The sequence below is a fragment of the Paenibacillus sp. 481 genome (genome assembly GCF_021223605.1).
In the GTDB taxonomy this organism is placed as follows: Bacteria; Bacillota; Bacilli; order Paenibacillales; family Paenibacillaceae; genus Paenibacillus_B.
In genome coordinates this window covers 1,463,023-1,482,748 of sequence record NZ_CP075175.1, presented here as the reverse complement: position 1 = coordinate 1,482,748, position 19,726 = coordinate 1,463,023, and the positions used below count along the sequence as shown (strand labels likewise).

Below are 19,726 nucleotides of genomic sequence, written 5' to 3'. Positions count from 1 at the left end.
TGAAAGCGTTTGTCGTCACTGTTTACTTACCGCGTGCGGAGAGCTGAGGGTTGCTATTGAGGAGTGGTGTTTAAAGTTTAAATAAAAAGGCTAGCGTTGAATTGATCCTAAAATCGTACGCCATTTGATACTTTCCTTTATGAGAGTTGTTGAGAAACGAATATAATACAAAAGCAGGAAGATGTTTGGTGTAGTCGAATTTCTAATGAAGTATATGTAGTGCTATTAAAAAGTAGTGAACAGTACCAAACAATATTGATGTAGAGGAGTTTTAAGTGGGTGTTACCAGCTAGTGAACTTTTTGAAATTCGCGAGGCGTTAAGGCAATTCATCGAGAACAATAATATACTTCCAGAGATGCTGGTTGTAGATAAAAAATTAAGAGATATAGAACAGAAACTGGTCAATTGGCTAGAGCCGATTACACCTAGTGATAGACGAGTATTTTTACATTTATTTAAGCATTTCCAGTATTTTGACCGCCTGACTATTATAGATTGGTTTGAACGATCTTATCGAGATTATGTGTCGTTAATATCACCGACCAATGATTCTATATTTGTACCAGTATGTTCTTTTGGAGGTATTATGAATGGGGCAATAAGCTTGTTTGATTGTATGAATGAAGCGGATGTAAATATTTCAAAAAATATTATGGCTGTTCAACCTAGAGACTTTTATGATGAAAATGTATTAACGAAAGTACAAAATATTGTGCTTGTAGACGATATAGTGGGCAGTGGGGATACGCTAATTGACTTTATGGAAAGAACACAAATGACGTGCCCTGACTTTTTCCAAGGAAGACAAATTTATATTTTACCCATACTTTGTCTTGAGAAGGGAGTCGTCAATGTGTTGAAATATGCGGAGGAGTCAGGTCTTAGCATAAAATTTCTTGATCACTCCGTTGCCAATAAGGTGTTTTCTGATCCTGTGATCTATCCTGACTTAGGACATGCAAAAGAAGCAAAGAAAATATTAAAGCCTTATGAAGAAAGGGTTGCGTCACAATCTGTGTACACATGGGGATACAAACGTTCGGAAACATTAGCGGCATTTTATTTCAATACACCTAATAATACGCTCTCAACTTTTCATGAGAAAAATGAAGTGCTACCTTGGAATCCTGTTTTTCCAAGAAAGAAAAATGGAGATAGTTTAGATGTTAAAGAATCAAGTACTTTACATGAAATTAAAAGAAGAAAAGAAGAGAGACGCGATATGAGGTACCAACTAGCAAAAAGTGTGGAAGAAGAAAGAAGGAAAAGGGAATTGAATGACTAATCATGAGGTGGATTTTCATAAAATATTAATATTAATCTACTTAAATAATCATGAATTTGTTCTTGATATCAATGATTTATTAGAACTAGTTGGTATGAACTATAATCTTGTCAGGCAATCCATCTCAGAATTAATCAGAGAAGGGTTTATAAATCGTAATCAAGATGTTAGAGCCTATCGTTTAACTTCGCTTGGTAAAAAGTTTCTCAGTGATAAATATCTCGACAATATTTTATTGGAAGATCTAAAATCAACCGTCGATGGTCCAGATCCGACAAGATTGTTCCATATTTTTGTACCAAAAAACTTTAAAAAGAGATTGAAATAGTGTTACTATTATTTATGAGAGATCTTCTAGATTAGAATAACGAGTCGTTATTCGATGATAGTAAGGGGACTTTTTGCTCGGGGAAGAAAATCTCCGCCGCTCCGCTTGCTACAATCTTCTCCCCCGAACAATAAGAAAAGCACTTATTGTTCTTTCTAATTAAAGTGTGTGTGCTAGGCCATAAAATGGGTAGAAGGTCTCTCATTACTTAAGAGTATATTTATGAGGTACAGATGAGCAATTCACTCAATTACTTGATTTTGTTAGAAGAACAGATGGTGCAAGAACAATATCCAACAGATGATATCCAGTTGGTAAAGTTATATGCACAAAGACTTATTTCCAATTCCGTGGCTGTTATTTTTGATTTTGATCATTTATGTTATTTGCTTGAATGCTCACCAGAAGATATGCGGTCTTATATGTATAACAAGGAGTATAATTATCATTCTTTTGAAATACCTAAAAAAAGTGGAGGCACAAGGCAGCTTGAAGCTCCATCATACCCCTTAAAGATGATTCAAAGATGGATATTGGATCACATTACATGTCAGGTTCCAATTTCCTCACATGCTTTTGGCTTTAGGAAAAAGCGATCTATCCTTGATAATGCTAAAATCCATGAAGGACAAGAGTGTATCGTTAATATAGATATCGCCAATTTTTTTCCCAGTATTAAAGGCATACAGATTTATAAACTGTATCGATACTTAGGTTATACCAAGCAAGTGGCCTCTATTTTAACAACTTTGTGTACTAAAGATGACTGTTTACCGCAAGGTGCCCCAACAAGCCCGTACTTATCCAATATTGTATGCAAAAAACTAGATAAACGTATCAGTGGGCTTGCAAATGCTATAGGAGCTAAGTACAGTCGATATGCTGATGATATAACGTTATCAGGTTCTTCATCCATCACAAATTATATAGGAACTTTAAAAAAGATCTTAACGGATGAAGGATTTATAATCAATTATAAAAAATTAAGAATACAATTCAACAATCAAAAGCAAATGGTGACAGGTCTTGTTGTAAATCAAAAAGTTAATGTTCCAAATGAAATGATTCGGTCATTACGACAAGAAATTTATTATTGCAAAAAGTATGGAGTAAACGGTCATATGAGACAAAGAAATATTAGAAATTCTAACTATAAAGAGCATCTTTATGGAAAGGCGTATTTTATTAAAATGATAAATCCAGATTTAGGCCTAGATATGATTCGTCAATTGGATCAAATACTGTGGGAATACTAATTAGCATAGATCTGGCGATAGAATGCATCCGACTGATCAATGGCAAATGTCTTGATGGGGAGAGTGAGATGCCAGTACTATAGATACTGGGCTATCTGGGCTATATGACGTGAACTAGCGCAGGATAGCCCTTATGTAATTCGTTGAAGGGTATATTACTGGTACCTTCTAGCGTAGAAAAATTCTACAATCGGCAATAGGATCACAGATAAGCCAAGTAACGCTAATAGAAACATATTAACTGTGCCATTTATGTATGTATCCAACCCTACTGCCCCAAGAATGAAAATAGTGAGCAGCAAGTAGCTAAGTTTAGAGCTTTTTTCGGTGATACGCTGTCCTAGTTCCTCTTCTTGTAAAATTCCGTCTTTTTCTTGCTTAGACCCCCAAGTGATCGAAGATAAGAATATGGATAATATGGCGGCGATAGAGAACACTTCATTAAATCCAATCTCATTTCCAGTGAGTCCTCTGTAAATGGCATATCCGATTACAATTAGCGTAGCTGTTCCCATGATGATGGAACCGACTTTTCGTCTGCTCATGATTTATCATCACCTTCCGGCAAAAATAGTTGATCAACAGTCACTCCTAAGTGCTTGGCAATATCAAAAGCTAATTGCAGACTGGGGTCGTATTTTTTATTTTCAATAGCATTAATGGTTTGACGACTCACATTGCACAGTTCAGCCAATTTTCCTTGCGAGATCCCTTTTTTCTCGCGAAATGGTTTAATCAGATTATTCATGGAACAAAGCACAATCCTTTCGAGTGTAAAACATGTTTTACATCTTGAATATATAAAATTTATGATTACGTGTCAAATATGTTTTACACCTAATGAGCCTAAATTATAATACGCATATGAAATTTAATGTTTAATTTTTCCATGCCCAGTGTTAATTTGAAATCATAGAGATGCAAACAAAGGAGCATACACCCTATCATGTGGATTACTCTGTAAAGACTACCAAATTAAAAGGATGCCTGTAATAGTGATGACACTATTTTATTCGGCGTGCTTTTCTTTAATCTTACAGGGAGTGCAGGGAAGGGTATATCATAAGCCCATTCTGCGGATACCTGTTGGTATCCGTTTTTGTGTTATGGGAAGTCGCATCTCTAGTGATTCTCACCTGCTTGTCCTCCCAACCGATAATGGAGGAATTTGATGATGAAATCGAAATTAATTTTGATTGAGGGATTGCCGGGATCAGGGAAGACAACGACCGCTCAGCTCGTGCATGATATTCTTACAGAAATGAACATGACATCTCAGCTTTTTGTAGAGGGGAATCCGGAGCATCCTGCTGATTATGAGGGAGTAGCTTCTTTTAAGAAACATGAATTCGATGAATTAGTACGAAATAATGAAAAATATCGAGATTTGTTATGTGATCGTGTGATTAAACAAGACAATCATTACTTCCTGGAATATGGAAAAATAATAAATGAATCCGGATCAATGTTCCCAGATGAATTACTGTGGGAAGTGGCCAAACATGATGTTTATGAATTGCCGTTACATCAAAATAGAGAAATGATAATAATTAAGTGGAAGAGGTTCGCAGAGCGTGCTCTGAATAGTTCAGACACGTTTGTGTTCGAGTGTTGTTTCATTCAAAACCCTGTCACCGTGGGGATGATTAAATATGGCGCAAACAAAGGAGACGTTATAGGCTATGTTACGGAACTGGAAACGATTGTGAAGCAGCTTAATCCACTGTTGATTTACGTAGAGCAGGGCGATCTCGCTCATTCTTTTAAAAAGGCTGTTCAGGAAAGAACTGAAGATTGGTCAAAGGGATTTATTGAATATTACACAAACCAAGGCTACGGAAAAAAGCACGGCTATAAAGGGTTAGAGGGAACTTTGCAAGTTCTTAAGGCAAGAAAGCATGTGGAAGATGAAATATTTAACGGCCTAACGATAGCCAAGAAAAAAGTGGACAACTCTTCCTTTCATTTAGCCGAGTATAAGCAAGTGTTGGCGGGGTGTTTGTTGGATTCTGTGTTTAGGTGAGAATAAGTAGGGCTTGATCAAAGAATCGTATGTCTAATCATACTCCCATCGAATAAGGTTGGTGAAACCTATGGAAATCAAATACGTGACGAATCCTAGGCTTACAGCAGAGCAGGTGTTGCACATCTATGAACAATCAGGTTTGCGCCGTCCAACTGAAATACACCGTATTCAATCCATGCTTGAGAATGCTAACGTTATGATTTCTGCTTGGCACGAGGATAAGCTAGTTGGCTTTTTACGGGCTATGACGGATTTCACCTTTGACTGTTATGTAAATGATTTGGCAGTGCATACGGAGTACCAAAAACATGGGATAGGTAAAGAGTTAGTCAATCGTCTTCATGAGCAATTAGAAGATAACGTGCTGATCTTCCTTATTTCTACTGAAGATGCGAAGAGTTTTTACTCAAATTTAAATTTTAAAAGTGATTTCGCAAGATTTGGGGAGCCGATGTGTAAGGTTGCTGGGGGACAGTCATGCTAGGATTACCTAAAGGTGAAGTGTTTCTTGTTCCTTGGACAGAGGAATGGAAAACGGAATTTTTATTAGAGAAAAAGAGAATCGACACAGAAATTGGGGAGCTAATTGTCGCTGTCCACCACATCGGCAGCACCGCCGTGAGACATTTAAGTGCAAAGCCAATTATTGATATTGCAATTGAGCTAACAGATTTTCAACAAGGATACGAATGTGTGCAAGGATTGGAGAGCCTAGGGTACTCCTACAAGGGAATAAACATCTTACCGGATAGGCATTATTTCAGTAAAGGTGAACCGAGAACGCATCAAATTCATATGTACCGAACAGGAAGTCCTTATTTATTAAGGCAACTTGCGTTTAGAGATTATTTAATTCAGCATGAATCCGCACTTCAGGCATATCAAGCGTTGAAGGAAAGGCTATCGCAAGCACATAACAAAGATAAATTGGCCTACGCGGATTTAAAGACCGATTTCGTGAATTCTATTTTAAAGAAGATAGGGTTCGATAATATATGAAAATGATTAAATAGGATTAATCATTCCTTCTAAAGTGTAATATACTAGACACATACTTTGAAGTTCGGTGAAAACATCGGCGCGACAGGCATATTAAGTAACCACTGGACTTTTGGAAAAGAGGGATTAGGATGCCGCTTGAGACGTTTAAAGCAACTGCGCACTTACAAGATGGAATGGTCGTAAAGGCGAAGTCTAGACATTTTGAAATTACGATCGACGAACCGAAATCACTAGGTGGCACGGATACGGGGATGAATCCAGTTGAGTTGATGCTGTGTGCGCTGGGAGCCTGCCAATCTATTGTGGCTAGGGTGTATGCCCCGAAGTTCAACATTAAGTTAGAACAATTCTGGGTTGAGGTGGAAGGAGACCTTGATACAGACGGATTTATGAACAAATCGGATGTTCGGCGTGGCTATTCGGAAGTGAGATATAACATCCATGTCAAGACTGATGCTTCGTTGGAGCAGGTGGAGAAGTTCGTGGAATTTATAGAGCGCACCTGCCCAGTTGGGGATACGATTCATAATCCTGTGTCTCTTGTGCTTAACAAAATCATTTTGGAATAATTACGCTAGCGATATTCGGCATTAGAACGATGATTCGTTACGATATGAGTAGTAAAGAGGGGCCGAGAATTAGAACTGAGCCCCTCTTTTTGCTGTGCAGCCTTACAATCCCTACATGTTCTACCCTTGAACAGAGTCCTTCACCCGATACCAATACTTATAAACCTCCGCATAACCGAGTTTCGAATATAGTCGTAACGCAGGCTCATTATTCGCTACAACTGCTAAGTAACTGTACCTCGCGCCGTTTTCTTTGCCCCATTTTAACAAATTCAAAATCATCTGCTCCCCGAATCCTTGATTTCTATAGCTCGTATCCGTCACGACATCATACAGCCCTATGTATTCTCTCTCGATAACGCCGAGCCCGCAAGCAACGACTTGTCCTTCCCTATACAACGATATAAAGCCCTTTTTCGTGTGAATGTTGGAGAGCATTCGCTCCATAGTGCGCTTATATTTGTCATCAATATGGTTGAGTCTACAAAAATCCGCTAACCACTCCGCATTCACATGTTCATCTATGTGGACGGCGTGTAGTTGGGGTTCGTTGATCGTTTCCAAGTTTAAGGTTTGGACACTTGTCGTATCGATTAAGGAGTAGCCCTGTTCTTCCAAGACTTCATCGATATGTGGCGGTTGAACAAAGGGTGTGATTTTGTATGTGGGACGCAAGTTGTTGTCAAAATAGAGTTGCTCGCAATGTTGGATTTTAAGGTTTAAGTCGATAGTTGAGTGGGTCGAATCATGGATAGGGTTAATCGAGTTGGCGCGTTTGGTGTAGCCATCGGCAAAGCGCAATATCCAGCCGTCGTACAGTAAAGTGGATAGGGGCGGCCAGTTGTTCAGGGATAGTTCTTCGATAAATTGATATTTCATACGTATAGGTGACCTCCTTGTTAGTATTGAGTAATAATAAGTTAATATGAATAAAAATACAACAAAAGAGATCTTTAAGCTGTTCATGTTTCCCATATGAGGAGTATAATTGTGGTAATCAAACGCATGGAATTGGAAAGTCGGCACAAGCGAAGAACATGAACACGGACGGTGACGAAATGAACGTAGAAGCTATTTTTGCACAGTTTCCTAGCTTACAGTCAGCTAATTTGACTTTGAAAAAGATCGAGGTTCACCATCTTGATGCAGTGTTTGACATCTACAGCAATGACAGCGTATTTAAATACTGCGGCATTATCCCTAAACATAATAAAGAGACGGTCAGGAACATGATTGGCCATTTTGAAAGAGATTACAATAAAAGATTGCGGGTCAAGTGGGGGATATTCGCCAATGCTGAACCCGAGCGGCTGTGTGGAATTATTGAAGCTTTCGACTTTAATCAAAAAGTAAACGTAGTGACGATTGGCTACTTTTTGGCGGAATCGTATTGGGGACGAGGTATCGCTACTGAGGCGGTGAGCCTAGTGCTTCGTTTTTTGCTTACGGAAGTTAACGTCAACCGCATTCAGGCGGAAGTGATGCCTCCGAATCACCCTTCAAAGAAGGTGCTATTGAAAAATGGCTTCACCTATGAAGGCACGTTAAGACAAGCAGCGCTATGGTCAGGCAAAGGAATCGTCGATTTAGAAATGTACAGCATGTTAAAAGAGGACTTCGCATTTGTAACCGGATAAAGCCATAAAGAGCCTCTATGTTAGGTAGGGGTTAAACGACATGTGAATTTGCCCTAGTTCTTTACGCCATAGAAAAAAGTCGGCTACTGATTAAGCTACTGACTTCACCGACTTGGATGTACTATGTTATTAGCTTAGCCTTGATGGGAACAGATGTGAGACGTTATATATCTAAGCTCTACCTCAATCATGTAATATCTCAGATGTCCCGACTGACTCGGTAATAGCACACAACCGACAACGGTATGCGGTAGTCCAAATACAACTTTTCGAATATACATCCAAAAGTTACCCAGCTTCGTATTTGTCCAAAAATAAGCCCACTTATCAAGACACGGAATTAAATCTAATGGGTTAGGGGGATTGGGTATAAACGGAGGGCTCGGTTGACTTGTAGGAGGCCAGCCGATCGTTTGACATAGGCCATAGTCATATCCTGCTGGACTTACACTTCCGACTGCATCTGTAGCAGACATTGGGGTAGTCATACTCATGCTAATAGTTCACACTCCCGAACACATAATGAATGTACCTAAGGTATACTATGCATCCGTCTAGATTTGGACTGGACTGTTGTCATGGGTAAGGAACAGCATGGTTGTATTATAATGGTTGGGTAAAGGTATATGGTTTCTTAATAAGCAAGGGAATGAGTGAATGAGATGAATGAACATAATGTACTTCCCCGAATGGGTGTGGGAGCAGTTATTTTGAACGAGCACAGTGAGATTTTATTGCTACTACGGAATCGGAATCCGGAAAAAGGCATGTGGAGCATACCAGGCGGCAAGCTAGACCCGTATGAACATCTTGAGCAATGCGTCATTCGTGAAGTGAAAGAAGAGGTGAACCTTGAGGTTGAGATTAAGGGTTTACTGTGCATGGCGGAAACGATTCGACCTGAATCTGCGGAACATTGGGTTTCAGCCATCTATGAGGTGAATGTAAAAGGTGGAGAAGCTCGTAATATGGAGTCGGGCGGGGCGATTGCAGATATGAGATGGTTTGGTCTGGATCAATTGCCTGCAAATCTAGCATGTTTCACAGTCCCTGCTATTGATCATTTGTTAAACCGAAGTACGCGGTGATTGTCGTAAAAGGATTAGTTGGCGCGCTTCCGATAAATGTTAAGAGAGGCCTAGTTATTCATACTAAAAGAGCGAACTCATTTAAGAGCTCGCTTCTCCCTCCACAAATTGAAGGAGGTACAAGTTATTTACCTTCAATTTTCAAAGCATCAACATATTTTTTGGCTTCTAATAATGAAAGCCCTAATGTTTCTCTTGCTTTTTTTACGGCTGTGACATAATTGCCTTCATTAACTAATTGTCGTAATTCATGTTGTAATTCATCAGCTATCGCCTTCTCAGGGACACCAGAGTGTTTAGAAATCTGATCTAAAGTGCGCTGCATACCTTTTACTCGATCATCAAGTTTATTGACCGCTAAGAGTAGATAAACACCAATGAATAATATTAATATTTCTACGAAATTAAATTCCACGTAAATGCCCCCTTTAAACGATGCGATAATGCTATTGAATCTGCCGCATTTTTCAATTCCATTTTATTGATATTTTAATAGATAATTGAGCTTATTTCAAAGTTGCATACAAAACAACAACGTTTATGAAAACAGCGCCTGAATGAAGTGGCGAGAAGTTCGTAATAAGCGTAGATGATGTTATGAAAATAGAGGGGTAGCGACTGCCCCTCTCGGTATACTTTTTATTCTTTTTTAGACGCCGCGAAAAATAAAAATAACGGAATTCTCATCCTGCGTTCATACGTCTCTTCGTTAATAAGGTTCTCTCTGATCGGCTTGGATTCTCTCAATTGTTCGACGGTAAAGCCTGCTTCTTGCAGGGCCATAAAATAATCCTCTACGGTGCGGTGGTATTTGTGAACCGTTCCGCCTAGCCATTGCTGTTCACGATAACCTTCAGCAAAATAATTATCGACAACTCAGTCCGTTCGCGTACCGGACTGTTGCAAGGTTGATGTGATGACAGGGTGCTCGACCGAAAATATAAACCTTCCGTTTGGCTTCAAAGTCTGCTGCACACAACGAAATACAGCTCTAACATCTTCGATGTAATGGAGCGCAAGCCTTGAGAGCACAAGGTGAAAATGCTCATGAGGGTACTCTCCATTTTCAATCGTGGTGTGAATGACTTTTCCGTTATACCCTTGGCCCTCTAAATTTTTGACGGCAGCTTGTACCATATTGCGCGATCCCTCAATGCCGATGTATTCCGCGCATCCCTTATTGAATAGTTCGATGCCGAATCTAGCGTCACCACAGCCTACATCTAAGATGTTCGCTCCGGAGACATCGCCGAGAAGTTCCCAGATGATAGGCTTTTCGAGCGTATCATTAGCGTTCTCTTGCCTCTGTCGACGTTCCATATAAGTTTCAAAGTTGCTGTTGTTATCGTAAAATTGAGAACCATTGTAACGCATAGCGAGCCCCCTTGAGTCGTTTTCCTGATTATACCATGAAAAGGCAAGGGTTCGAGTCCCTGCAACGCTCTTCATAATAGGACGAAGCGTAGATGGGGGTTAGTCGAGTGATCGGCTATGCCACTATCGTCATGAACGGTAACTAAATTGATTCTGAACTGTAATGGATTCGTAACGAAACATTCATACACGGCTGCCTATAATAGAGTCATCGGTACCCCCTAACATTAGAGGAAGTCGACCATTCTATTACTTCTTAGAGGGAGACAACAAGAGCAACAATGAAATGGTTACACAATAAATCAGCAAGTAACAACGCTTATCTACCCGGTATTGACGGTCTTCGCGCGTTAGCCGTGCTTGCTGTTATCGCTTATCATATGAACTTGGATTGGGCGAACGGAGGCTTTTTGGGTGTTGGCATATTTTTTACGTTGTCCGGATATCTCATCACTGATTTGCTGCTAGAAGAAAAGCGCCGGAACGATGACATCAACCTAAAGACATTTTATATACGTCGGTCGCGCAGGCTGCTGCCCGCGCTCTTGTCCGTGCTCCTCGTCACTGTGGCCTGGCTGACGGTGATGGACCCTTCACGGCTTCCTTCCTTACATAAAGAAATCTGGTCAACCTTTCTGTATGCGAACAATTGGGTTCTCATTTTAAGCGAAGTATCCTATTTCGATAGTTTTGGGCCGCCATCGCCGTTTACTCACTTATGGTCATTGGCTGTGGAAGGACAGTTCTACCTGATCTGGCCGCTCCTGCTTATCATCGCATTGCGATATGATATGAGACGAGGCTGGCTGTTCGCGTGGACCTTGGTCGCCGCAGCTGTATCAGCCATCGCAATGGCTGTTATGTATGAACCGGGCACTGATCCAAGCCGCATCTACTATGGCACGGATACGCGGGTGTTCGCCCTGCTTATCGGCGCCGCACTTGCTATCATCTGTCCTCGCCAGCGGCTCTCAGGCCAAGCTGGACCCAAGACGAGGCAGATTATCGATATGATTGGCTCCATTGGATTCATAATTATCATCTACATGCTGTTCCATATCAGTGAGTACGATTCTGTTGTGTACCGTGGGGGGCTCGTGCTGCTAGCGGCAGCTACAGCTATGCTCATGGCTGCGCTTGCCCATCCTGCCAGCCGCTTAAACAAGCTGTTCGGCTGGAAGCCATTGCAATGGATTGGAGTACGTTCATACTCCCTGTATTTGTGGCATTATCCGGTTATTATGTTGAGTAGTCCTGTCGTGGACACGAATGGATTCAATGCTGTCCGTGCTATTGCTCAGCTTGTTGTAAGCCTCGCCCTTGCTGCTCTGTCTTGGCGTTATATTGAAGAGCCGATACGTAGAGGCGCGGTTGGTACACGATGGACAAGGCTGAAATCCAAGGAATGGACTTGGCACACTTGGCACACCATCACGTGGCGGCAATGGGCTGCATCGGCTTGTATGGTCGTGCTGCTCGTCCTCTTTGGCCTCGGTATGGGCTACGAGGGCAAGGCGTCGTCCATACAATCGGCTTCAAGTAGCCTAGATTCTTCATCAGTAGAGACAGGCAACACAAGCTCATCGCACAAGCAGGGAGTCGAGGGACTACAACCGAAACCTATATTGCCGAAGAAGCCAAAGCCTACCTCGAAGCCCGACGATAAGTCGAGGGAAAAAGAATCGAAGGCGCATGGTAGCATCGAAGCGGACAATGACTGGTCAGTAACCGTGATTGGCGATTCCGTTATGGTTGACGTGGCGCCTTACTTACAGAAACTGCTGCCCGGTGCGTTTGTGGATGCACAGATCGGACGACAGATGTGGACATTACCTGATACGCTTACTAAGCTTCAAAAGAACGGTGAGTTGGGAGAGTACATTATTATCGCACTCGGAACGAACGGTGTCTTTAATCAGAAGCAGCTCGAAGCGCAAATGAACTCTTTGCAAGATGTGAAGCATATTATTCTGGTAAATACTCGGATGCCTGAGCGTTGGGAAAGCGAAGTAAATGACAAGCTGGTGGAAGTCGCGCAGGCGTACCCGAACGTTACACTTTTCGATTGGTACGCTGCCAGTCAGAATCAGGATGCTTACTTTGAGCCAGACGGAACCCATCTTCGTCCCCAAGGAGCTCGAGCTTACGCGTCAAAGTTAGCGGCAATGGTGAGGTCGTTAGCAAAGGCTAGTTAGGTTAGAGAAACGGAGATATTCCAGTCACAGAAAAAGAAAAAGGATAGGCAGTCAGAAGGTATCTGACAACCTATCCTTTTTTGTTCTTATCGCCAGTTCGACGCTGCTTGTCGTGATCTCCGATCTGAAATACCGTAATCTCGGGTGGGCAGGCGAATCGAAGAGGGATTTTCACGGTTCCCAACCCACGGTTAATATAGAAATGTTTACGCTCACCTAAGCGTTTAAGCCCAACATGGTAATCCTTATATGCGCCTATCGTTCGGCCAAACAGTCTTACTTGGCCACCATGTGTATGCCCGACAAGTAGCAAATCATAGGGCAGTTGATACTCCTCGATCATTTTGATGATCGTTGGAGAATGAGCAAGCAGCATCACATAGTCATAGTGTTGTAAATCTGTATCGCTTACACGGACTCGTTCATTTCCGTAGATAGAGTTATCGAAGCCGTAAATAAACAATTGCTTATTATGAATATTCACCGTTGCGCCACTGTTTTCGAGAACCGTTATCCCTTGATGCTGGAGGGAAAGGATAATGTGCTCGTATTCTTTTGTGGAAAAAGTATATTTACGAAGCTTATGTATTCCCTCACGTTCATAATTACCGGGTACAAAATAAATGTTGCGACACTTTATATTTTGCAGTTCTGTTAACACGCGTGCTAAATGCTCTTTTTTCGAGGCGAGATCCCCTGTAATCATGACATAGTCCGGTTGAATCTTGTTGACCATGTTGCTTAGTGAGCCATTCATAAAGCGAGTGCGACCATGGATATCAGATAATTGAACAACGGTAAATTTAATATTGGACTTGTTACTAAGCTGATAATACGAGCGCTTTACGAATAGAGTTTGGAATACGAGACTAGTTATTAACACTATCGCGATTGCGATTGTTACTATTATGATTACCATTATCAGGATTACCACCTATGCGAAAATAGACTGATTTTATCATACTATGTGGTTTGTTTTTGTTCCACTATCTACCTGTCGGAGGGCGAAGGAATTATAGCGTATTGTAGGATAGTAAGCGAATGTCTGTATATGAAAGAAAAATTATTATAAAGGGGCTGATGAAAATGGAGCGGGAAAAACGGTAGAAGTGAATCCGCTCGCTTTGAAAAAAGATACATATGATATGCCTAGAAATGCTAGAGTAGCAATAATAGATGATGCGATAGCATATTTGTAAATAGGGGTGTTTGACCATGAATAAAGCAGCTCAAGCGTTCTGGGAAAAATATTGGGGAAATAGCGTGCGCCCATCCTCCGTGAGTGAATGGAAGTTCGGGGATACGCCGGATAGGCTAGCTGAGCAGGTAGTAGCAGGGGTTAAAACAGCAACGTGTTCAGGGCATGTGTTCTACGAGCTGGAAAATATGCCGTTACCTGTGGCGGGTCAATACGGTGTTATTTTGAATGGTCAGGATGAACCCGTCGCCATTGTGAAGACGATTGAAGTTTCGTTAACGCCTCTGAACGAGGTGACAGAGGCGTTTGCGTTAGAGGAAGGTGATGGTACTTACGACAACTGGAGAAGTATCCACGTGAATTACTTCCGTTCGGAATTGCAGAAGGTTGGGCTTGAATTTTCAGAAGATATGCTACTCGTATGTGAGAGATTCGAACGTATTGACGTGACGAAGAACGATACGGATCTTTGATGTATGGCAGTTGCGGACTGACGCTCCACGATGTGGATTGAGGCGTTTTTTAACTTGTTAGCGAATTCATGGTCCGCCGAAATGCAGAGAGGGATGTCGTACCGTTATTTACAATGACTGTTCCGACACGCCATTTAATTATCATTATTTAATGGTAAATATAGCAAGAATGATACTAAAGTCCAAACATTTATTGGATTATATAGTGCTAAAATACTATGAATATCACCTCGGAGTGGACTTCATACGCTGCTGCGCTGCTTAGGGGATGAAGACAGTTGACTCCACCGTAAATTTAGATTCGTATTTAGATCGCTTACGTGCTAAAGTATTAGTGGTGGATAAACCCTTCAGTGAAATGCGTCTCTAAGAATGATCATTGGAGAAGAACTTATTTATCTGATGATATTCTTAGGTATGCATTTTTTGGCGTCGGCTCAACGTTAATGTGAATCTGATGTGATATTGATGGTAAGAATTATATGTAGCGGCAAGTTAGCCTAATAAAATCAAAAATGCCTTATCTAAAATATGGTGTTAAGAGCTAAGTACTAACACAATGGAGTGATTTTTTGAGTAAAGCAAAAGGCAAGGGCGGAACAGGTAGGGGAACAGACAAGAAAGGCTGGAATCGGTGGCAGGCTAGTGCTAACAGAGCAAAGAGCGCACCTAAGCCTTATAAGAGCAAAGGCACTAAAAATCAGAAGGGGACTGAAGGTCCCGCTAATGACAAGGGCGGAAAGTCCGACAAATAGAGCCTTTTGCAGCTTTTTTTCGTACAGCATAAAGCAGGCATGTTATTATTAAATGGCTTCTTTCATAAAAAATAGAATGGGATGCGATTTATTTGGAAAACCATGAACTAAATAATGACAATCAGCACGACAATCTTGAAGAAATTACAGAGCTGGATGCTGTCTCAAAGTATGATCAGTTAAAAGCGTCTGCAAATCGCTCGGCTAATTGGAGAGAGCGTTTAGAGGCTGTTCAACAATTAGGCAAGCTGGAAAATAAACAAACAATCGACGTGTTAACGCATAGAATGAATAATGATACTGTGTATCAAGTTCAAGAAGCAGCTTACGAGCAGCTCAAACAACTTGGCGTAGATGTTCAATTGCCACCGAAGAAAAAAGGCGATTTGATTAAAGGAATTTCCAAGATTTTGCTGAGAATTAAAAAAAGCTTGCCACAAGGGCATTCTTTTGAACAATTCAAAGAGAAGTTACAAAAAATGAGAAGCGACGTTTATGATATTTATGAAGGTGAAAAGGGCGCTGATTTTGATCAGTGGCTTGAGGAAACGTGGGCTTCATTAGCAACAAAGTAAACAGGAAAATAGGGAAATAGGAACAAAAAAACAGATCTGGGAGTGGTTAAGCTGAGAAAACAGAAACCAATGTCATTTGAAGATTTATTAAAGGAATTACAAGGTCAGAAAACGATGCAAGAAGATCCGAATCATGTCTCATTAGACAAATTATTTAATGATGCTTTCATGAGCAAGCATTCCACTTGCCAAAGCTTTGGTGAGTTTGCAGAGAAAGGCAAGTTTCAAATCGAGACTCATGAAGATATTAATAACATTCCCGACGAGTTGTTCGAGCGTCATGTCGCTAGGGAAACGAACTTTGCGAATTGGAAATCGATGCTGGATACCGCAAATGCGGAGTATGCTGGCAAATAATATAAAGTTAGTTGATTGACAAACCTAGTGAGAAGCTGTACGCTCTTACTTGAAATATATTCATTTATGATTAAAGGAGGGTATCCACATGAAAAAGACATCGTTGAAATCTTTGTCCAAAGGTATAGGGTACTCTCATGCCATTTTCTTTGATTGTGCTAACTACGGGAGAAGTGTGTCCAAAATTGGATGATTGCGACTTAAATCCTTGAGTTAGTATGATTTTATTAGGATTCGGTGGAAAATTCACCACAGGTCGCATGCCTGTGGTTACATATTTTTTTGTGTACACCACAGGTTACCTGTGGTGTTTTTTTGTATTCAAAAAAGGGGAGCGATGGAAGATGAAGTTAAATGGCGAACATGTTTTTGTAAGATTGGTTGAGGAATCAGACGCGCAGTCATTGTTAGAACTCGAAGTGAATAACAGAACCTTTTTTCAATTATTTACGGGTCTAAGAGAAGAGTCCTTTTATACGTTACAAGGACAAGTGGACAGAATTAATGGCGCTGTGGAATTGAAAGAAGATGACAGAGGGTATGTCTTTTTAGTTGGCTTGCAGGGGTCTGGAAAAGTAATTGGCGAGGTTATTTTATCCGAGGTCGTGCGAGATATTTTGCAAGGTTGTTGGATCGGTTACTTTTTGGACAAAGACCATAATGGAAAAGGGTATATGACGGAAGCTGTGAAGCTGGTCGTTCAATACGTCTTTGAGAAACTAGGCCTTCAGCGTATCGAGGCGGGGGTCATGCCACATAATACGGGTTCCATCAAAGTGCTGCTGAAAGCAGGATTCACGAAGGAAGGTATCGCGCGGAAAAATGTAAAGATTAACGGGCATTGGGAAGATCATCAGACGTTGGCGATGATTAAGGACGATTTTGTGGAAAGCAAGAAGGAGCAGGTTCAAGTGAAAGTGGTACGTAAAAATCCGCAGAGCATTGTTCCGCCGATTGGACCTTATACGCATTTGACGACTGTTCCTAAAGGGGCAGAGCTGCTCGTGTTTTCGGGACAAGTTGGGAATGATGTGAATGGTGATTTACCAGATGATATGAACGAACAGGTTCATAACACACTTCAAAATATTAGCCGGGTGCTAGAGGAGGAGTCTGTATCTGTCGATAATGTCATTAAAATTAATATTTGGGCAACAGAGAACGTGGATTGGGCGTATTTTAATGAGGTGTGGAGCGAGTTTCACGGTGGCACGCCACCTGCTATGACGATGTCTTATGTTCCTGCATTAGCGATTCCTTCGCTGAAGGTGGAGATAGAGGTTTGGGCGGCTAGGTGGTAAGCCTAAAATGATTTTTATTTAGCTTATAATGTTGAGTGTCCAACATCAAAGGTGGTAAAATGTTCTAAGGTAATAGTAATGAGCCAGTTCACGTTTATATACCTTATCAATGTATAAAAGAAGGTCATGAATATCCAGAACCTTGGTATAATTGGACGAAAAAACATATTTTCACTTGGTTAAGTCGGAAATGTGAGTAAATATTTGAGTTAAGAGCCTCGGTTATGCCGAGGTTTTTTACATATGTTCTAAGCATTCGTTAATCAGAATGGAAATAGTAGACTTATTATTAGAGGTGCAGCATGCAAAGATCATATTATGCGAGAAGTGTAGAAACGTTTTTACTAGAAGAGGATAGTTTTATTTTAGGAGAACTGGTCAAAAATAATCCATTTTCTTTAGACGATCTCCAAAGAAATGCCTGGATAAGTGAAATGAAAATGCTAAAAGAAGTGCTACGAGGATTTGAAAGTGGTCATATTATATTTGAATATACAATTCCGCGCATAGGTAAAAGAATTGATTGTGTACTCATTTATTCTGGCGTTATTTATTTATTGGAATTTAAAGTAGGTGAGCGTGAGTATCACAAATATGCCATCGATCAGGTTAGTGACTATGCGTTAGATCTTAAAAACTTTCATCAAGAAAGCCACAATAACATATTAGTGCCAATGGTCATCGCAACTAAAGCCGGCAAAGTACATAATACGATAGCATGGTTTGAAGATAACATATGTAAACCGATTCTGTGCAATAGTGAGACTTTGCATGAAGAGTTAGTTAAGCTGAGTGCCTCTATAACGAATGAATCAATTGATCCTGAAAAATGGATAAACTCTTTGTACATGCCAACACCAACGATTATTGAGGCGGCACAAGCGCTCTATAGGGGGCATGATGTAAGTGAAATATCCCGAAATGATGCAGGAGCAAAAAATCTAAACGCTACAACACACGCAATCAATAAGATTATTGATCAGTGTAAAGTTAGTAACAAAAAAGCAATTTGTTTTGTAACCGGTGTCCCGGGGGCAGGTAAAACATTAGCGGGTCTCAATATTGCCAACGAACGACATAAGTTTGATGAAAATGAACATGCAATCTTTTTATCGGGTAACGGGCCGCTAGTGGATGTGCTACAGGAAGCGTTAGCTCGTGATGAGTTCGCTAGGAAAAATGGAGCGATTACAAAAAGCCAGGCTACCAAGAATGCAAAAGCCTTTATTCAAAATATTCATCATTTTAGAGATGATGCACTAACCGTAGAGAAGGCACCTATTGAAAAGGTTGCGATATTTGACGAAGCACAGCGTGCTTGGAATTTACAACAAACGTCTAAATTTATGCAAACGAAAAGGGGGCTATCCGATTTCGAAATGTCGGAGCCGGAGTTCTTAATTAGTGTTATGGACAGACATATGGACTGGTCCGTAATCATCTGTCTAATCGGTGGAGGTCAAGAGATTAATGTTGGTGAGGGAGGATTATCAGAATGGTTTACTGCACTTAAAGAGAAATTTCCTGAATGGGATGTCTATGTTTCAGACCAAATATCAGATTATGAATATACAAAAGAATTAAAATTTAGTGAACTGATTGAAGGGCTAAACTATAACGTGCTCAATGAGTTGCATCTCTCTGTATCTCTAAGGTCTTTTAGGAGTGAAAATGTATCAGCACTTGTAAAAGCTGTACTAGACGCCGATGTAGAGACAGCTAAGCGGTTGTATAACGACCTTAAGTCTAATTATCCGATAGTACTAACAAGAGAGATAACGACCGCGAAGAAGTGGGTCAAAGAGAAAGCACGTGGTACAGAAAGATATGGGTTAACAGCAAGCTCTGGTGCAAAAAGGCTACGTCCGTTCGGAATTTGGGTACAAAATCGTTCTGATGCGGTTAATTGGTTTTTAAACGATGATACAGATGTCCGCTCATCATATTTTTTAGAGGATACGGTAACCGAGTTCGACATCCAGGGGCTTGAAATGGACTGGAGTATTGTAGGCTGGGATGCAAACCTACGTGTTGAAAATGGTACTTTCTCATTTTACAATTTTACAGGAACAAGATGGAATAAAATAAACAAAGCAGAAAATATTTTGTATTTAAAAAATGCTTACCGAGTTCTGCTTACGAGGGCAAGACAAGGCTTGGTGATATTTGTGCCTAATGGTGACGATCAGGATGTGACAAGAAAAAGTGACTTTTATGATGGGATATATCATTATTTAAAAGAAATAGGAATCGATGAAATATAAAATACTATTATATTTTCGGAAAACTTATAATGCTTTAGTAC

22 protein-coding genes and 1 pseudogene are annotated in these 19,726 nt (G+C 40.6%); 16 read left to right on the top strand and 7 right to left on the bottom strand.

From position 1 onward, the window contains the following. Window positions 1-279 precede the first annotated feature (279 nt). The 3 genes from KIK04_RS06385 to KIK04_RS06375 all read left to right on the top strand — a co-directional run bounded on the left by KIK04_RS06385 (window position 280) and on the right by KIK04_RS06375 (window position 2,871). Window positions 280-1,287, top strand: a complete 1,008-nt coding sequence (locus KIK04_RS06385) for a phosphoribosyltransferase-like protein (RefSeq protein WP_232277455.1) — start codon at window positions 280-282, stop codon at window positions 1,285-1,287. Continuing rightward, window positions 1,280-1,615: a helix-turn-helix domain-containing protein gene (locus KIK04_RS06380; RefSeq protein ID WP_232277454.1), complete on the top strand. Its 336-nt coding sequence runs from the start codon at window positions 1,280-1,282 to the stop codon at window positions 1,613-1,615. The genes KIK04_RS06385 and KIK04_RS06380 overlap by 8 nt, the downstream gene beginning before the upstream one ends. A gap of 233 nt (window positions 1,616-1,848) precedes the next feature. Then, window positions 1,849-2,871, top strand: a complete 1,023-nt coding sequence (locus tag KIK04_RS06375; protein WP_232277453.1) for a retron St85 family RNA-directed DNA polymerase — start codon at window positions 1,849-1,851, stop codon at window positions 2,869-2,871. Window positions 2,872-3,026: 155 nt separating this feature from the next. Here KIK04_RS06375 and KIK04_RS06370 read toward each other — a convergent pair whose 3' ends face one another. Both KIK04_RS06370 and KIK04_RS06365 read right to left on the bottom strand, forming a co-directional pair. Next, window positions 3,027-3,416: a hypothetical protein gene (locus KIK04_RS06370; RefSeq protein ID WP_232277452.1), complete on the bottom strand. Its 390-nt coding sequence runs from the start codon at window positions 3,414-3,416 to the stop codon at window positions 3,027-3,029. Continuing rightward, window positions 3,413-3,619 carry a helix-turn-helix transcriptional regulator gene (locus KIK04_RS06365; RefSeq protein WP_232277451.1) on the bottom strand — a complete coding sequence of 69 codons (207 nt, stop codon included), beginning with the start codon at window positions 3,617-3,619 and terminating at the stop codon, window positions 3,413-3,415. The genes KIK04_RS06370 and KIK04_RS06365 overlap by 4 nt, the downstream gene beginning before the upstream one ends. A 426-nt stretch (window positions 3,620-4,045) precedes the next feature. Between KIK04_RS06365 and KIK04_RS06360 the strand changes: the two genes are divergently transcribed. The 4 genes from KIK04_RS06360 to KIK04_RS06345 all read left to right on the top strand — a co-directional run bounded on the left by KIK04_RS06360 (window position 4,046) and on the right by KIK04_RS06345 (window position 6,468). After that, window positions 4,046-4,894 (top strand): P-loop NTPase family protein, encoded by an 849-nt coding sequence (locus KIK04_RS06360; protein WP_232278624.1) that lies wholly within the window; start codon window positions 4,046-4,048, stop codon window positions 4,892-4,894. Window positions 4,895-4,964: 70 nt separating this feature from the next. Next, window positions 4,965-5,381: a GNAT family N-acetyltransferase gene (locus tag KIK04_RS06355; protein WP_232277450.1), complete on the top strand. Its 417-nt coding sequence runs from the start codon at window positions 4,965-4,967 to the stop codon at window positions 5,379-5,381. Further along, window positions 5,375-5,896, top strand: a complete 522-nt coding sequence (locus KIK04_RS06350) for a GrpB family protein (RefSeq protein ID WP_232277449.1) — start codon at window positions 5,375-5,377, stop codon at window positions 5,894-5,896. Before KIK04_RS06355 ends, KIK04_RS06350 begins: the two co-directional genes overlap by 7 nt. Window positions 5,897-6,027: 131 nt before the next feature. Beyond that, on the top strand, window positions 6,028-6,468 hold the full coding sequence (locus KIK04_RS06345) for an OsmC family protein (protein WP_232277448.1): 441 nt from the start codon (window positions 6,028-6,030) through the stop codon (window positions 6,466-6,468). Between the two features lie 120 nt (window positions 6,469-6,588). On the opposite strand, the gene KIK04_RS06340 is transcribed toward KIK04_RS06345, so the two are convergent. Next, entirely contained in the window at window positions 6,589-7,347 is a 759-nt protein-coding gene (locus KIK04_RS06340) for a GNAT family N-acetyltransferase (RefSeq protein ID WP_232277447.1), read from the bottom strand. A 179-nt stretch (window positions 7,348-7,526) separates the two neighbouring features. Between KIK04_RS06340 and KIK04_RS06335 the strand changes: the two genes are divergently transcribed. Beyond that, window positions 7,527-8,105 carry a GNAT family N-acetyltransferase gene (locus KIK04_RS06335; RefSeq protein WP_232278623.1) on the top strand — a complete coding sequence of 193 codons (579 nt, stop codon included), beginning with the start codon at window positions 7,527-7,529 and terminating at the stop codon, window positions 8,103-8,105. A 134-nt stretch (window positions 8,106-8,239) separates the two neighbouring features. Here KIK04_RS06335 and KIK04_RS06330 read toward each other — a convergent pair whose 3' ends face one another. Next, window positions 8,240-8,599, bottom strand: coding sequence for a hypothetical protein (locus KIK04_RS06330; protein WP_232277446.1), 360 nt, complete (start codon window positions 8,597-8,599; stop codon window positions 8,240-8,242). A gap of 168 nt (window positions 8,600-8,767) precedes the next feature. Between KIK04_RS06330 and KIK04_RS06325 the strand changes: the two genes are divergently transcribed. Then, window positions 8,768-9,193 carry an NUDIX domain-containing protein gene (locus KIK04_RS06325; protein WP_232277445.1) on the top strand — a complete coding sequence of 142 codons (426 nt, stop codon included), beginning with the start codon at window positions 8,768-8,770 and terminating at the stop codon, window positions 9,191-9,193. 124 nt (window positions 9,194-9,317) lie between these two features. Here the strand turns inward: KIK04_RS06325 and KIK04_RS06320 are convergent, their stop codons facing one another. Then, complete coding sequence (locus KIK04_RS06320; protein WP_232277444.1) at window positions 9,318-9,608, bottom strand: hypothetical protein; 291 nt, start codon at window positions 9,606-9,608, stop codon at window positions 9,318-9,320. Window positions 9,609-9,832: 224 nt separating this feature from the next. Then, window positions 9,833-10,567, bottom strand: a pseudogene (locus KIK04_RS06315) (methyltransferase domain-containing protein). Between the two features lie 281 nt (window positions 10,568-10,848). On the opposite strand from KIK04_RS06315, the gene KIK04_RS06310 reads away from it, so the two are divergent. Then, window positions 10,849-12,762, top strand: a complete 1,914-nt coding sequence (locus KIK04_RS06310; protein ID WP_232277443.1) for an acyltransferase family protein — start codon at window positions 10,849-10,851, stop codon at window positions 12,760-12,762. A gap of 70 nt (window positions 12,763-12,832) precedes the next feature. On the opposite strand, the gene KIK04_RS06305 is transcribed toward KIK04_RS06310, so the two are convergent. After that, window positions 12,833-13,645 carry a metallophosphoesterase gene (locus KIK04_RS06305; RefSeq protein ID WP_232277442.1) on the bottom strand — a complete coding sequence of 271 codons (813 nt, stop codon included), beginning with the start codon at window positions 13,643-13,645 and terminating at the stop codon, window positions 12,833-12,835. Between the two features lie 332 nt (window positions 13,646-13,977). Here KIK04_RS06305 and KIK04_RS06300 point away from each other — a divergent pair, with 332 nt between their 5' ends. From KIK04_RS06300 to KIK04_RS06275, 6 genes are all read left to right on the top strand, one after another. Then, window positions 13,978-14,433, top strand: a complete 456-nt coding sequence (locus KIK04_RS06300; protein ID WP_232277441.1) for an ASCH domain-containing protein — start codon at window positions 13,978-13,980, stop codon at window positions 14,431-14,433. Window positions 14,434-15,005: 572 nt separating this feature from the next. After that, a complete protein-coding gene (locus KIK04_RS06295) occupies window positions 15,006-15,188 on the top strand; it encodes a DUF3934 family protein (RefSeq protein ID WP_232277440.1) in 183 nt (60 codons plus the stop codon). Window positions 15,189-15,331: 143 nt separating this feature from the next. Next, entirely contained in the window at window positions 15,332-15,763 is a 432-nt protein-coding gene (locus KIK04_RS06290; RefSeq protein WP_232278622.1) for a HEAT repeat domain-containing protein, read from the top strand. A gap of 69 nt (window positions 15,764-15,832) precedes the next feature. Further along, window positions 15,833-16,120 carry a hypothetical protein gene (locus tag KIK04_RS06285; RefSeq protein WP_232278621.1) on the top strand — a complete coding sequence of 96 codons (288 nt, stop codon included), beginning with the start codon at window positions 15,833-15,835 and terminating at the stop codon, window positions 16,118-16,120. Between the two features lie 344 nt (window positions 16,121-16,464). Beyond that, window positions 16,465-17,421 (top strand): GNAT family N-acetyltransferase, encoded by a 957-nt coding sequence (locus tag KIK04_RS06280; protein WP_232277439.1) that lies wholly within the window; start codon window positions 16,465-16,467, stop codon window positions 17,419-17,421. 302 nt (window positions 17,422-17,723) lie between these two features. After that, window positions 17,724-19,685, top strand: coding sequence for a DUF2075 domain-containing protein (locus tag KIK04_RS06275; RefSeq protein ID WP_232277438.1), 1,962 nt, complete (start codon window positions 17,724-17,726; stop codon window positions 19,683-19,685). Window positions 19,686-19,726 lie beyond the last annotated feature (41 nt).